A 13792-nucleotide genomic window follows, 5' to 3' on the forward strand; every position below is an offset into this window, starting at 1 on the left:
TTCGGGGCCCGCTTTAGCGGGCCCTTACTCCAGCACCTCAACCGCCATCCCCACCTCTAGCGCACCTTCACCGTCGGCCACCAGGTTCTGGCCGAACATGGCCTCCCCTTCCTTCTGCCGATAATTCATCAGCGTGGCAAACGGCTCGCGGTCCGGGCTGCGTTCGCCGGTGGCCGGGTCGATGGTGGTGAGGATGCAGCGCCCGCACGGTTTGACCACACGGAAGGTTTGCTGGCCAATGCGAATACGTTTCCAGCCATCCTCGGCGAACGGTTCGCTGCCCTCGATGACCAGATTCGGACGAAAACGCATCATTTCCATGGGGCGACCGACCCGCTGCGTCAGGTCATCAAGCGACGCCTGACCAATCAGCAGCAATGGGAAGCCGTCAGCGAAAGCCACGCGATCACTGTTTTCGCCATAACCAGAAGGCAAGTAGCGTGTGCGCTTTTCAGGCACATGCACCAGACGCACCGCACGTCCCATAAAGGCGCTCAGCCACTCCGCCGCGGCATCGCCGGTATCCGGAACCTGGAGGGTATCGCGCCAGATGGTGACGCCACGCAGCGCATCGTCCGGGCTCGGCACCGCGACATGCAGCGTTGACTGGCCCGGTGCATTGAGCAGCAGTCCGCCGTCAGCCGCGTACAGCGCCGACAACTGGCTCATCTGTGGGAAAGCGCGCTGGGTCAGAAAACGATTGTTGCCAGCATCCACCAGCATCCAGCGACGATCACCGGCCAGGCCCAGCAGCCCGGCGGGCGACTGCTGCAGCGCTTCGCCCTGTGCGGATTTGACCGGGTAACGATAAAGCGCACTCAAACGCATGAGCCGATGCTCCCTGACGAAAAAGCGCAGCTTACACCCGATGCCCGGCAATGGCTGCCGGGCAGGTGTGGGGTCAGACGGTTGCTTCGTCGAGCATCAGGCGCTGGCGGACCACATCCACCAGGCGGTCAGGCTGGAACTTGGAGAGGAAGTTGTCGCAACCGACCTTCTTCACCATGGATTCGTTGAAGCTGCCGGACAGCGAAGTGTGCAGTACCACGTACAGCGCGCGCAGGCGCGGATCGTTGCGGATCTCCGTGGTCAGGCGATAGCCGTCCATTTCCGGCATTTCGGCGTCGGTGAAGATCATCAGCAGTTTTTCGCAGACATCCTCGCCAGCATCCGCCCAGCCCTTGAGCATTTTCAGGGCCTTGAGGCCATCGCTGGCCACGTGCAACTTCACGCCCAACTGGGAGAGGGTTTCACGCAATTGCGCCAGGGCCACAGTGGAGTCGTCCACCAGCAGCACTTCGCGGCCATAGGCGCGGCGCAGGACCGGATCGTCGAGCTTTTCCCGGGAAACCTTGGCGTTGTACGGCACGATTTCCGCCAGCACCTTTTCCACGTCGATGATTTCCACCAACTGCTCGTCGACCTTGCTGATGGCGGTGAGGTAATGCTGACGCCCCGCGCTGGTTGGCGGCGGCAGGATCGCTTCCCAGTTCATGTTGACGATGCGGTCGACGCCACCGACGAGGAAGGCCTGCACAGAGCGGTTGTACTCGGTGACGATGATGGTGCTGTTCGGACCCGGTTCCAGGGGGCGCATGCCAATGGCTTGCGACAGGTCGATAACCGGCAGGGTCTGGCCGCGCAGGTTGACCACGCCGCAGACATAGGTGTGGCGCTGGGGCATCAGGGTCAGCTTGGGCAACTGCAGGACTTCCTGCACCTTGAAGACGTTGATCGCGAACAACTGCCGCCCCGCGAGGCGAAACATGAGGATTTCCAGGCGGTTCTCGCCTACCAGCTGTGTCCTTTGGTCTACCGAGTCGAGAATGCCAGCCATTGAATCCCCCAGGCTTGTTGCAAAAGGTAAATATGCATCGGCCTTATATCGGCCGCTTATGCGACAGCTTGACCCTATGAAGAAAATGCTCCGTGAAGCGTTGATATCACTTTAGCATCATGCTTTACTGCACTCACAGTTTTTCCTGCCATCCTGCTCCGCAACGGGGCCACACCTTAAATTCTCCATCAGGGAAACCCCTACCATCAATCGGGCGGGACCTGATGTTCGTGAAATCAGTTAGCCATTAATGTGACGCCATTCTCAATGCATGAATGGAGTCAGGCCCTTGTTCGCTATCACTTCGCTGTGGCCAGCCTCTGTCCCTGACCTGTCACCCGTCTGCTTCCAGGCCTGTTGCCTATGCCAGCCAGGAGCCGACTGATGCTGAACGACTCACCGGATATGAGCCCGCTACACGATTTCCTGGATGACGCCCACGCACTCTTGAGCCGCGCCCACGACTGCTTGCAACATTTCCAGTTGATTGGCGAGGATGCGGATGCCAGTGATTGCCTGATTAGCACCCTCCGCACCCTTATGGAAAAAGCCGGGCCTCGGGAGCAGGTGCAGATCGCCGATTTCTGCGAGCAACTGATCGCCCTGCTGGAACCGAGCCCTCTGCGTAACCCGCTGCGCGGAACGGCGCTGGGTATCCTTGAAGCGTGCCTGAGCCTGCTGGCCTGGCAGATCGAGTTGATCGATCCGTTTACCGGCTCACTGAACCTGGACAGTGAAGAACAACAGGAGTTGCTCACACATCTGGACAAGGCACTCGATCCTGCGCGGACGCCGTGCAATCAATCCGTCGAAAACGTCTGATCAGCTCGCGCGCTGCATCCCAGAGCCTTCAGCAGCGCACGGAAAGATGATCGAAGACAAACAAACGACAACTAAGCGCACACGAAAAACTTGTCCGGCATACAGCATGCTAGTGTTTTGCGTGCACTAACGTGCAACTAAGCACAGCGTTCTAAAACAACTCTGTCGATTTGGAAAAAGTACATCCGACTTTTTAATGAAAGTTTAAGTTCGCCAGCCGTAGTGGCAAAGTGCTAGAATCCGCGCCAGGCGGAACGCCCGTACCAGCCCGCAAAACCTGACTATTCAGACCAATTATCGGCCCGCGACCATTCGACCCCGAAGTGATACCATGCGCCGCTCCGAGCCGGTTGCCGACTGTTGCCACTGCTGGAACATGGCGCTTTCAGCGCACTAAAAAAGTGCCTGACCGCCCGTTGCAACATGATGATAAAAGTTGTTGAAGGCCCCTCTAAAAAGCCTTTCAATCAACCCCGAACTGGCTTTGAAAAGTGATACTCCAGTGGCTTCATTTTCCGTGCACTCAAGCCTCAAGACCTTCACCCGGCACCCTCGCGGCACGGCCCTGTTGCAGCGTGCGATAGCACTGACTTGCCTGGCTTCGCTGGCGGTTGCCCTGGCCTGCTACTTCAGCGCCACGCCACTGCCCCCGATCCTGCTGGTGCTACAGGCCATCACCCTGCTGGGCGTGCTCGTCACGCTACGCAAACCCAAAGACGTGATCGTCATGACCCCGCAGGAGCTGGCCGACCGCCTGCTCAAGGTGCAGGAAAGCGAGCGGCTGCGCCTGAGCCGTGAACTGCACGACGACATCGGCCAACTGCTGACCGCCGCCAAGCTGCAGGCCGAATGGCTGCAACGGCGCCTGCCGGAAACCCTGCAGGATTCGTGCGCCGCCTTGCGCGATACCCTCGACGAAACCCTTTCCCACGCCCGCAGCCTGGCCACCAGCCTCGCTCCGCGCCAGCTCAACAGCCTCGGCCTGGAAGCCAGCCTGCGCACGCACCTCTCGCGCACGCTGGACAACACCGACGTGCGTTGGAGCCTCGAATGCAAAAGCCGCCTGGACGGCCTCCCGGAAGAGATGGTCATGGCCGCCTTCCGTATCACGCAGGAAGCGATAACCAACGTTTTGCGCCATGCCCGGGCGCAAAACCTGATCGTGCAGTTTCAGCGCAAGCCAGAAGGCCTGTCGCTATCGATCAGCGACGATGGCCAGGGTTTCCTGCCCTCTTCCCACCCCGGCGAGGAAGGCCAGTGCGGAATGGCCGGCATGGCCGAACGCGCGCACCTGCTCAATGGCAGCCTGACGGTCCACAGCGAGCCTGGCAAAGGCTCGCGGATCGACGCGCTCCTTCCCTGGGCACCCCGCTCGCGCGAGCGCGCCAACTCAAGTAAGACTTCATGACCTGTAAATTGCTGCTGGTTGACGACCATTCCCTGATCCGTGCCGGCGTCCGCGCCCTGGTATCCGATATTCCCGGCTACACCGTCGTGGGCGAAGCCAGCGATGGCAGCCAACTGGTCGATCTGGTCCATGAACTGGACCCGGACATCGTCCTGCTCGACCTGTCGATGCGCGCCATCGGCGGCCTTGAGGCCCTCAGCCACCTGCAGGCCGAAGGCAGCCGCTGCAAGGTGCTGATCCTGTCGATGCACACCGACCCCGACCTGATCATGCAGGCGCTGGAGACCGGCGCCCATGGCTACCTGCTCAAGGACACCACCGCCACCGAACTGGAACAGGCCCTCGCTGCCCTGAGCAATGACGAGCGCTACCTCAGCCCGGCCATCGCCCACACGGTGATCAACCAGGCGCTGCTGCGCACGCAGAAGGTGGAACCTGCGGAGAACCACAACCTCACCGCTCGCCAACTGGAAATCCTGCGCCTGATCGTACGCGGCAAGTCCACCCGGGAGATCGCCAACGGCCTCGGCCTGAGCGTCAAAACCGTGGAAACCCACCGTTCGCAGATCATGAAACGCCTGCAGATCTACGACGTGGCCGGGCTTGTGCTGTTCGCCGTGCGCGAGCAAATCATCAGCCTCGACGACTGAGCAGCGGCGAATCCGCCGGCATGTGCACCCGCAACGCGCCGGGCAGCACCCGGAAACGCAGGCTTTCACCCTGCAGCGGCTCGCCATCGAGGTTGATGTCCAGCCCTTGCGAGCCCTTGACCTCGACCCACGGCAGTCGGGCACGGATAAACATGCTGTCCAGCCCCAGGCCGCCGCTGAGCAGATCCCGCAGGGTTCCGACCACTTCCTGCGGTGCCGGCAAGATGCTGATGTCCAGCAGCCCGTCATCCACCAGCGCCTCCGGGCACAGCACATGGCCACCGCCCGCCTGGCGGCCGTTGCCGATGCCCAGCGCCAGCAACTCGCCCTGCCAGTGGAAATCCGGCCCTTGCAGGCTCACGGAAGCGGCGCTCAATTCGCTGAACCGCGACAGCCCGGTGAACAGATAGGCCGCGGCGCCGAGAACTTTCTTCAAATCTTCCGAGGTGTTCGCCGTCACCTGGCTGCCAAAGCCGCCGGTGCCCATATTGAGAAACACCTCACCGCCGACTTCACCCAGATCGATCGACGTCGCCTCGCCCTCCAGCAGCGCCAGCGCCGCCTGCGGTTCCAGCGGAATGCCAGCGGCGCGGGCAAAGTCGTTGGCGGTGCCCAGCGGCAGCAGCACCAGGCTGGCATCGCTGTCGACATCGGCCATGGCGTGCACTACATCGCGCAGCGTGCCATCGCCACCACCGGCGATCAGGTGCGGATAACCGGCCGCCAGCGCTTCATCCACCAGCCGCTGGGCATCCCCGCCCTCCCAGGTCAGGCGCACATCCAGTTGCCAACCGCGCTCGCGCATGCCCTGGACTGCGGCGCGGACGTCTTCGTTCATCGCCTGCTTGCCATGTAAAATCAGCAGCGCTTTGCGTTCGCTCATCGATAACCCCCTTCTCGGCCGGACATTCAACTCCCCATCTCGACCACAGCCGACAGACAGTTGCTGCACGTCACACGCGTAAAGTTCTGCAATCTTACGAATGACATTTGAAAGATCCCGTAAGCACGACCATGCTTCGACAAATAATTGGCAAAAGTCACCACACCAATCAGAAAAGTCACTTAATTGACGAAAGATGATCCGTGATGCCCGCGGCGTCGTCACGTCGGAGCCAGCACCACGCTGGCGCCGCGGGCGTTTTCGTTCCACCCGCCCAAGCCCCTCCGGCAAGCGAGGAAGTGTCATGCGCGTACTCTGGACACTGCCCTACCTCCCCTGGCCCACCACCAGTGGCAGCAAAACCCGCCAGTTCAACCTGTTGCGCGGCCTGGCACAGCGAGGTCATCGCATCACCCTGCTGACCCAATCCAGGGTTCCCCTGACCGAGCCGGCGCGACAGGCGTTGATGCCCCTGGTGGAGCGCCTGATCGTGCTGCCGCGCCGCCCCTTGCACAGCCCGCTCAATCTGCTGGCGGCACTCAATGTCAGCTACCCGATGCGCACCAGCATCAATGGCCTCGCTCCACACCTGCGTCACCGCTTCGAAGCGCTGCTGCAGGAACATTGGGACGTGATCCAGATCGAGCACAGCTACAGCTTCCAGCCATTCGAACGGGCACTGCAGGCCAGCGGCCTGCCGTTCATCGTCAGCGAGCATCAGGTCGAATGGCGCAAGGGCGCCGCCTGCCACGATCGCCTGCCGCTGTGGCTGCGCCCGTTCAACAGCTTCGACGGCTGGCGCTACCGGCACTGGGAAACCCGGGTACTGAAACAAGCCACTGAAGTGGTGGCGGTGAGCCCCTACGATGCCCGGCAGATCAGCGAAATGACCGGCCGGACGACGCAGGTGGTGGTGAACGGCGTCGATTGCGACCACTACCAGGACATCCGCTTCTGTCCGCGCAGCCAGCGCCTGTTGTTCGTCGGCAACTTCGAGCATTGCGCCAACCAGGAAGCCATCGAATGGGCGCTGGACGAGATCCTGCCGCAAGTCTGGCAAAGCAACCCGGCGGTACGCCTCGCCATCGCCGGCCATGCGCTGCCGGATCACTGGAAACTGCGCTGGGACGACCCGCGCATCGAGTGGGTCGGCTACCTGCCGGACCTGCGCGAACTGCAAAAACACTCGGCGATCTTCTTCGCCCCGCTGCGCCAGAGTGGCGGCTGCAAGATCAAGCTGCTCGAAGCCATGGCCGCAGGACTGCCAGTGGTGACCACCCGCGAGGGCGTTTCGGGACTACAGGTGCGCAGTGGCGAGCATTACCTGGGGGGCGACGCGGGAGACGACCTGGCCCTGACCATCACGCAACTGCTCAACCAGCCGCAGCGGATGCAGCAGTTGTCCGAGGCGGGGCGAGCGTTTGTTCGCGAGCGGCATGACTGGAGCGTGGCGGCGGCACAACTGGAAGGGGTTCATGCGCGGCTGGCCAGTCGGCCAGTAGCGATTGGGGATGTGATGGGCGGGATCATGCCGTTGACCTGAAGGGTTGCGGCTGCATCGCGACGATTCGGCGCGATGCAGCCACCTGCTCAGCCTCAGCCAAGCAACTCACTCAGCGGAATGAACTGCACGATATCCCCCTGCATCGGCGTCGTGCCCTCCAGCACTTCCACCAGCCCCTCGGCCCAGGCGGCGCTGCGCAGCACGCCGGAGCTCTGGTTGCGGTAGATCAGCGCCTTGCCCTGCTCCAGGCGGGCACGCAGGTATTCGCGGCGATTGCCGGACTTCGGCCAGTCGAAGCCGGCCGGTACGGCGAACTGCAATGGCTTGACCTCCTGCACGCCCTGGCGGCGCAGCAGATAAGGCCGGGTCAGCAAACCGAAGGTGACCAGCGTCGAAGCCGGGTTACCGGGCAGGCCGATCACCGGCACGCCGTTGTACTGGCCAACCGTCAGTGGCTTGCCGGGCTTGATCGCCAGCTTCCACAACGCCAGTTCACCCGCCTCGCGCAGGGCGACACCCAGGTAATCGGCCTCGCCCACGGAAACACCGCCAGTGGACAGGATCAGGTCAACATCACCGAGCCCTCCCAGGCATTGCCGGGTCTTTTCCAGATCGTCCGGGAGGATTCCCGCATCCACCACTTCGCAGCCCAAACGCTGCAACCAACTGCACAGCAGGCGGCGGTTACTGTTGTAGATCTGCCCCGGCCCCAGCGGCTGACCCGGCTCGACCAGCTCATCCCCGGTAGACAACACCGCAACCCGCACCCGCCGCACCACCGTGACTCGGCCATAGCCGAGGGTGGCCGCGAGGCCCAGCTCGATCGGGCCGAGCCGGGTTCCGGCTACCAGCACCAGCTCGCCGGCGCGGGTTTCCTGGCCTTGCGGGCGAATGTTCTGGCCCGTGCTCAAGGCTTCGGTGAAGCGCACGCGCTGGTCATCCAGCACTTCAGCGTTTTCCTGCATCTCGACGCAATCAGCGCCTGCGGGCACCGGCGCTCCAGTGAAGATGCGCGCACACGTGCCGGGTTGCAGCGGCTCGGGCGATTGCCCGGCGAAGATCCGCTGGCTGACCGGCAGCGGCTCGCCCTGCCAGTCGCTCACGCGCAAGGCGTAGCCATCCATGGCGCTGTTCGGCCACGGCGGCAGGTCGAGGGTGGCGTGCAGGTCATTGGCCAACACCCGACCCTCGGCATCCGCCAGGGTGACGTCTTCGACTTCAGTGATCGGCGCCGCCTCGGCCAGCGCCAGCAGGCGCTCGAGCGCCGCCTCGACCGGCAACAGCGGCTTGGCCGCCGGCAACTCAGCCACGGCTTTCACAGGGCGCGGCCTGCTTCAGGTGCGGAACGAAGTTGCACGGGCGATGACGGTTGTCCAGTTGCTCGGCGAGGATGCCGTCCCAACCAGTGCGCACGGCATTGGTCGAACCCGGCAGGCAGCACACCAACGTGCCATTGGCCAGCCCGGCCAAGGCGCGGGACTGCACGGTGGAGGTGCCAATATCGGCCAACGAAATCTGCCGGAACAGCTCGCCGAAGCCATCGACCTGCTTGTCCAGCAAACAGGTGACCGCCTCGGGGGTGCTGTCGCGACCGGTGAAACCGGTGCCGCCGGTAATCAGCACGACCTGCACCACCTCTTCGGCGATCCAAGTGGCGACCTGGGCGCGGATCTTGTACAGGTCGTCCTTGAGCAGTACCCGCTCAGCGAGGTTGTGACCGGCCTCGGTGAGGCGATCGACGAAGACCTGGCCGGAGGTGTCGGTTTCCAGCGTGCGGGTGTCGCTGACAGTCAACACGGCGATGTTGAGCGGCACGAAGGGGGCGTCTGCCTTGGCTTTCATGGCATTGGGTCCGTTGAAGAATGGGAATGGGCGGTGTTATATCACAGGGAAAGAGGCCTCGCGTGGCTTGGCCGACCAGGTATTGCCCCCGGTCAATGACGCGATTAGCCACTACGCTAATGATCGCAAGGAACTTGCTGTAACCACATGCGTCTGAAGAACAATACCCGGCCTTCACCTATTGGAGATTCACCATGATTCAACGGACCCTTCCTGCTTTCCTGCTTGCCCTCGGTCTTGGCGCCCTCGCCGGTTGCGCTTCGCCGACCGTGATTACCCTCAACGACGGCCGTGAAATCCAGGCCGTGGACACCCCGAGCTACGACGAAGATTCCGGCTTCTACGAATTCGAACAACTGGACGGCAAGCGCACCCGCGTCAACAAGGACCAGATCCGCACCGTCAAAGAGCTCTAAGAGCAGCCACAAGTTTCGAGCTGCAAGCTGCAAGAGGAAATTGCGGCGCATCCTGCCCCTTCTTGTGGGTTAAAGCTTCCAGCTCGAAGCTGCTTTGTAGATGGAAATATTTTGAGTAGAATTTTCCTCATCGGAGTGTAGCGCAGCCAGGTAGCGCGTCTCGTTCGGGACGAGAAGGCCGCAGGTTCGAATCCTGTCTCTCCGACCAGATCGCTCATCGTCCAAGCCCGCTTCTCGCGGGCTTTTTCGTGTACGCCCCCGTTTTTTCCTGGAGTGGTCCGGCAAGCCCGGAGTGCCCCATTTCGCGTGCCTGATCGCACGCTTTTTCCTTGAGGTTGTTTTTCATGCGCAAGACTTTTGTCGCCGTCACTCTGGGCCTGCTGTTCGCACAAGGCGCCGTCGCGGGCGATGGCACTGCTGCACTGGGCGGTGGCCTGGGCGGTGCACTGGGTAACGTGGTCGGCCAGCAGATCGGTGGCAGCACCGGCGCGGCTATTGGTGCCGGTGTCGGCGGCGCGGCGGGTGGTGCCGTAGCGGCGAAGAAAGGCAACAAGGCCAAGGCAGCAGTCGGTGGCGGCCTGGGTTCGGCAGGTGGTTCGTTGCTGGGCAACAAGCTCGGTGGCAGCACCGGTGCGACGATTGGCGCCGGCCTGGGCGGGGCCGCGGGTGGTGCGCTGGGCAATCACCTTGGGGACAAGAAGAAAAAGCATTGATTGTGGGGTGAGCCAGTCACGCCTGAGCTGACTGGGTGATCGCGAGCAAGCTCGCTCCTACAAGATTTTGCATATTCCTTTGTAGGAGCGAGCTTGCTCGCGAAGCACTACTGAGCAGCCACCGGCTCAGCCGCCACTTCTTCCGGCAGCACCGGCATGAAGGTCAGGCCCAGACGCGAGCTGGTCCACTCGCGGGTCTTGTTGGTCAGCTCAAGGTTGTTGTTGAGCTTCTGGCCATAGGTCGGAACGATCTTCTTCAGACCTTCCTGCCATTCAGGGGTCTTGATGCGGTCCTTGAAGGTCTTTTCCAGCACGCTGAGCATGATCGGCGCAGCGGTGGAAGCACCTGGCGATGCACCCAGCAGCGCGGCAATGCTGCCGTCTTCAGACGCAACGATCTCGGTACCGAACTGCAGAATGCCGCCGTGCACCGGATCTTTCTTGATCACCTGTACGCGCTGGCCGGCCTGCAGCAATTTCCAGTCTTCGTTCTTCGCCTGCGGGAAGTACTCGCGCAGCGCCGCCATGCGGTCGTCGAAGCTCAGCATCAACTGGCCCATCAGGTAGGTGCTCAGGTCGATGTTGTCGATACCGGCATGGGTCATCGGCATGATGTTGTGGCTGGTCAGGGCCGCAAACATGTCCAGCAGCGAACCGTTTTTCAGGAACTTGGTGGAGAAGGTCGCGAACGGGCCGAACAGCAGGACTTCCTTGCCATCGATGACGCGGGTGTCCAGATGCGGAACCGACATCGGCGGCGCGCCGACCGAAGCCTTGCCGTAGAGCTTGGCCTTGTGGCGAGAAACGATGTCCTGGTTGTCGGTCATCAGGAACTGGCCGCCCACCGGGAAGCCGGCATAGCCTTCGGCTTCAGGAATGCCGGACTTCTGCAGCAGCTTCAGCGCGCCACCACCGGCACCGATGAAGACGAACTTGGCCTTGACGCTGGACTCGACGCCCTTGTTGCCGAGGTCGGCAACGACCACGGTCCAGGTGTTGTCGGCATTGCGCTTGATGTCGCGGACTTCGTGGCGCACGTGCAGCTTGACGTTCTCGCTCTTGGTCAGCGAGCCCACCAGTTGGCGGGTGATTTCGCCGAAGTTCACGTCAGTACCGATCGGCATGCGGGTCGCGGCGATCTTCTGGTCGGCGGCGCGGCCTTCCATCACGATCGGCACCCACTTGGCGATCTGCGCGTGGTCCTCGGAGAACTCCATGCCGCGGAACAGCGAGCTGTGCTGCAGGGCTTCATGGCGCTTCTTGAGGAACTCGACGTTCTTGTCGCCCCAGACGAAGCTCATGTGCGGCACGCTGTTGATGAACGACGTCGGGTTGCGCAGCACGTCCTGCTCGACCTGATAGGCCCAGAACTGCTTGGAGATTTCGAACTGCTCGTTGATCGCCACGGCCTTGCTGATGTCGATCTTGCCGTCGGCGCCTTCGCTGGTGTAGTTCAGCTCGCAGAACGCGGAGTGACCGGTACCGGCGTTGTTCCAGGCGTTGGAGCTTTCTTCGGCGACCTGATCCATGCGCTCATAGATGTTGATCGACCACTGGGGTTCGAGTTCGTGGAGGTAGGTCCCGAGGCTGGCACTCATGATGCCGCCGCCGATCAACAGCACATCGACAGTCTTTTCCGGTTCACTAGGCTTGGAACAACCAATGACGCTCAGGCACAGGAGCGCCAAAAGGATTTTTTTCATATTTCAATCCAATTGAAGTGAAGTGATTGGCCTGACCGCCACACCCGGGTGCACGCCCTGGTTTTATGGTTTTGCTCACACGATGCCGAACATGCACAAGGCCCGGACGGTTGCGCCGGACCCAGCACTGGCGAATGGCTGGGGTATCGGAGAAGCGGGGAGCGGTCTTTTGCCGTGGCTGCCGCGGCAGCCTCTGGTCTAAACACGGGACATGGCCCGCGCTGTCCGGCCTAAAGCAGGAAGCGGGCCAACTTCAGCTCGACCAACGACTAATAGGCGAGGCGTGTGGTCGCACCCCATATTTGCCGGTTTTGATGGCGGGATCTCGCCAGGCTTGCTGCCTGTTTAGCCAGCAAGTGGCGGATTTCCCCCAGGCTTAAACGTTCAAGCGGACAAACGCGCGGTGACTGCGCCCAGTTGCCCGGAGAGTTCATGCAGGCGATGGCCGGCGCGTTCGGTACGTTGCACGGCGCCCTGGTTGTCGGTGGCGATACGGGTGATTTCCACCAGATTGCGGGAGATATCTTCGGCAACGCTGGTCTGCTCCTCGGCGGCGGTGGCGATCTGCCGGTTCATATCGCGGATCTCCTCCACCGCCAGGGTGATACGTTTCAACATGTCTCCCGCGCGCTGAACCTGCTCGGCCCCCTCCTCGCTCTGCGTCTGACCCGCCTCGATGGCCTTGACCGCTTCCACCGCACCGGACTGCACCGCGCTGATGATCTGGTTGATTTCGGCAATGGACGACGCCGTGCGCTGCGCCAGATTGCGCACTTCATCGGCCACCACCGCAAAACCACGCCCGGCCTCACCGGCCCGCGCCGCTTCGATAGCCGCGTTGAGCGCCAGCAGGTTGGTCTGCTCGGCAATGCCGCGGATCACTTCCAGCACCTTGCCGATCCGTCCGCTGTCCTGCTCCAGGTGACGGATCACCCCGGCAGTCCCGGCGATTTCGCGGTTGACCCGGGAAATGGTGTCGATGGTCGCCTGCATTACCTGCTCGCCGGCCTGGGCGCTGTGGTCGGCATCGTCCGCCGCGCGTGCCGCTTCTGCGGCATGGCGGGCGACTTCCTGGGCAGTGGCGGACATTTCGTGCATCGCCGTGGCCACCTGGTCGGTGCGCTGGAACTGGTCGTCGGTCCCGCGGGCCATGCCGCCCGCCAGCGTGCGCAGCTCGCCGCTGGCGCTTTCCAGCTCGCCGGCGTTGTCCTGCAGACGGCCAACGGTGTCGGCGAGGAAGTCACGCAGGGTGTTGGCCGCCACCGCCAGCCGGCCCAGTTCGTCCTGACGATCGCTGGCAACGCGGGCATCGAAACGGCCCTGGCTGAGGTGAGCGACGTATTCGATCAGGCGCCGGATCGGCTCGATCAGGCTGCGGTTGACCAGCCACAGGCTGAACAGTCCAATCGCCAGCGCCGACAGCAACATGATCGACAGGCCCAGCCAGACGGTGCGCTGCGCCTGCTCGCTGAGTTCTCCGGCCTGCGCCGTGGACGCGGCGCGCAACTGGCTGACCAGCGCGCTCATCTGCTCGCTGGCCGCACGGTCCACGCCCTTGACCGCCAAGTCCCCCGCCGCCGGATCAGCCCCCGCCGCAAGAAACGCCTCGCGACCGCGGGCATAGGCCTCGCCCAACTGCCGGTGACTGTCCTTCAACTGCACAAGGCTGTTGTGCAACGGCGCATCGCCAGCGTTCTCCCGCACCAGTTGGCCGAGGATGTCCTGCACCTGGCGCTCCTGCGCCTGGAACTGCTGCCAGTACTTGTCCAGGTCCGCCGGCTGCTTGCCGCGCAGCAGCACGTTCTTCCACTCCTGGACCTGGATCTTGAATTGCAGGTTGGCTTCATCGATCTGCTGCGACGCCCGCAACGGACCACTGACCAGTTGGCTGTAGCCATCGACACTGGCGGACAGCAAACGGAAACAGACCAGGGCGATCAGCAACATCGCCAACAGGCTGCCCGCGAGCAGGGCGAGGATTTGCATTCTCAGGGAGGTACGCAGAGGCATCGGC

General features: G+C 62.6%; 13 protein-coding genes, 1 tRNA gene and 1 pseudogene. 7 read left to right on the top strand and 8 right to left on the bottom strand.

Translation table 11 applies throughout. The features are described 5' to 3' along the window. Positions 1-24: 24 nt before the first annotated feature. Positions 25-828, bottom strand: a complete 804-nt coding sequence (locus tag HWV67_RS29630; RefSeq protein ID WP_175653794.1) for an MOSC domain-containing protein — start codon at positions 826-828, stop codon at positions 25-27. A gap of 73 nt (positions 829-901) precedes the next feature. After that, the gene (locus tag HWV67_RS29635) at positions 902-1837 is read right to left on the bottom strand and encodes a chemotaxis protein CheV (RefSeq protein ID WP_095157957.1); all 936 of its coding nucleotides are present in this window, start codon (positions 1835-1837) and stop codon (positions 902-904) included. Positions 1838-2221: 384 nt separating this feature from the next. Between HWV67_RS29635 and HWV67_RS29640 the strand changes: the two genes are divergently transcribed. The 3 genes from HWV67_RS29640 to HWV67_RS29650 all read left to right on the top strand — a co-directional run bounded on the left by HWV67_RS29640 (position 2222) and on the right by HWV67_RS29650 (position 4717). After that, a complete protein-coding gene (locus HWV67_RS29640) occupies positions 2222-2659 on the top strand; it encodes a histidine kinase (RefSeq protein ID WP_175653795.1) in 438 nt (145 codons plus the stop codon). A 517-nt stretch (positions 2660-3176) separates the two neighbouring features. After that, entirely contained in the window at positions 3177-4067 is an 891-nt protein-coding gene (locus HWV67_RS29645) for a sensor histidine kinase (protein ID WP_175653865.1), read from the top strand. Next, positions 4064-4717 carry a response regulator gene (locus HWV67_RS29650; protein ID WP_175653796.1) on the top strand — a complete coding sequence of 218 codons (654 nt, stop codon included), beginning with the start codon at positions 4064-4066 and terminating at the stop codon, positions 4715-4717. The genes HWV67_RS29645 and HWV67_RS29650 overlap by 4 nt, the downstream gene beginning before the upstream one ends. Here the strand turns inward: HWV67_RS29650 and yegS are convergent. Next, positions 4701-5600: a lipid kinase YegS gene (gene yegS, locus HWV67_RS29655; protein WP_175653797.1), complete on the bottom strand. Its 900-nt coding sequence runs from the start codon at positions 5598-5600 to the stop codon at positions 4701-4703. The two genes, HWV67_RS29650 and yegS, sit on opposite strands and share 17 nt — an antisense overlap. Before the next feature lie 304 nt (positions 5601-5904). Between yegS and HWV67_RS29660 the strand changes: the two genes are divergently transcribed. Next, the gene (locus tag HWV67_RS29660) at positions 5905-7143 is read left to right on the top strand and encodes a glycosyltransferase family 4 protein (protein WP_175653798.1); all 1239 of its coding nucleotides are present in this window, start codon (positions 5905-5907) and stop codon (positions 7141-7143) included. Between the two features lie 53 nt (positions 7144-7196). On the opposite strand, the gene HWV67_RS29665 is transcribed toward HWV67_RS29660, so the two are convergent. Next, positions 7197-8423 (bottom strand): molybdopterin molybdotransferase MoeA, encoded by a 1227-nt coding sequence (locus tag HWV67_RS29665; protein ID WP_095157966.1) that lies wholly within the window; start codon positions 8421-8423, stop codon positions 7197-7199. Continuing rightward, positions 8407-8946, bottom strand: coding sequence for a molybdenum cofactor biosynthesis protein B (gene moaB / locus HWV67_RS29670; protein ID WP_095157968.1), 540 nt, complete (start codon positions 8944-8946; stop codon positions 8407-8409). The genes HWV67_RS29665 and moaB overlap by 17 nt, the downstream gene beginning before the upstream one ends. 194 nt (positions 8947-9140) lie before the next feature. On the opposite strand from moaB, the gene HWV67_RS29675 reads away from it, so the two are divergent. From HWV67_RS29675 to HWV67_RS29685, 3 genes are all read left to right on the top strand, one after another. Continuing rightward, a complete protein-coding gene (locus HWV67_RS29675) occupies positions 9141-9362 on the top strand; it encodes a YgdI/YgdR family lipoprotein (protein ID WP_110971301.1) in 222 nt (73 codons plus the stop codon). 131 nt (positions 9363-9493) lie between these two features. Next, positions 9494-9570: transfer RNA gene (locus HWV67_RS29680), tRNA-Pro, on the top strand. A gap of 136 nt (positions 9571-9706) precedes the next feature. After that, entirely contained in the window at positions 9707-10075 is a 369-nt protein-coding gene (locus HWV67_RS29685) for a glycine zipper domain-containing protein (RefSeq protein WP_095157972.1), read from the top strand. Positions 10076-10182: 107 nt separating this feature from the next. Here the strand turns inward: HWV67_RS29685 and mqo are convergent, their stop codons facing one another. The 3 genes and pseudogenes from mqo to HWV67_RS32335 form a co-directional block, all read right to left on the bottom strand. After that, complete coding sequence (gene mqo, locus HWV67_RS29690) at positions 10183-11778, bottom strand: malate dehydrogenase (quinone) (protein ID WP_175653799.1); 1596 nt, start codon at positions 11776-11778, stop codon at positions 10183-10185. A 384-nt stretch (positions 11779-12162) separates the two neighbouring features. Further along, entirely contained in the window at positions 12163-12930 is a 768-nt protein-coding gene (locus HWV67_RS32330) for a methyl-accepting chemotaxis protein (RefSeq protein ID WP_371929357.1), read from the bottom strand. Positions 12931-13095: 165 nt separating this feature from the next. Next, positions 13096-13788: pseudogene (locus HWV67_RS32335) on the bottom strand (methyl-accepting chemotaxis protein); the annotation flags it as partial. Positions 13789-13792: the final 4 nt, after the last annotated feature.

Source organism: Pseudomonas sp. Marseille-P9899, assembly GCF_903166565.1.
Classification (GTDB): Bacteria; Pseudomonadota; Gammaproteobacteria; order Pseudomonadales; family Pseudomonadaceae; genus Aquipseudomonas; species Aquipseudomonas huaxiensis.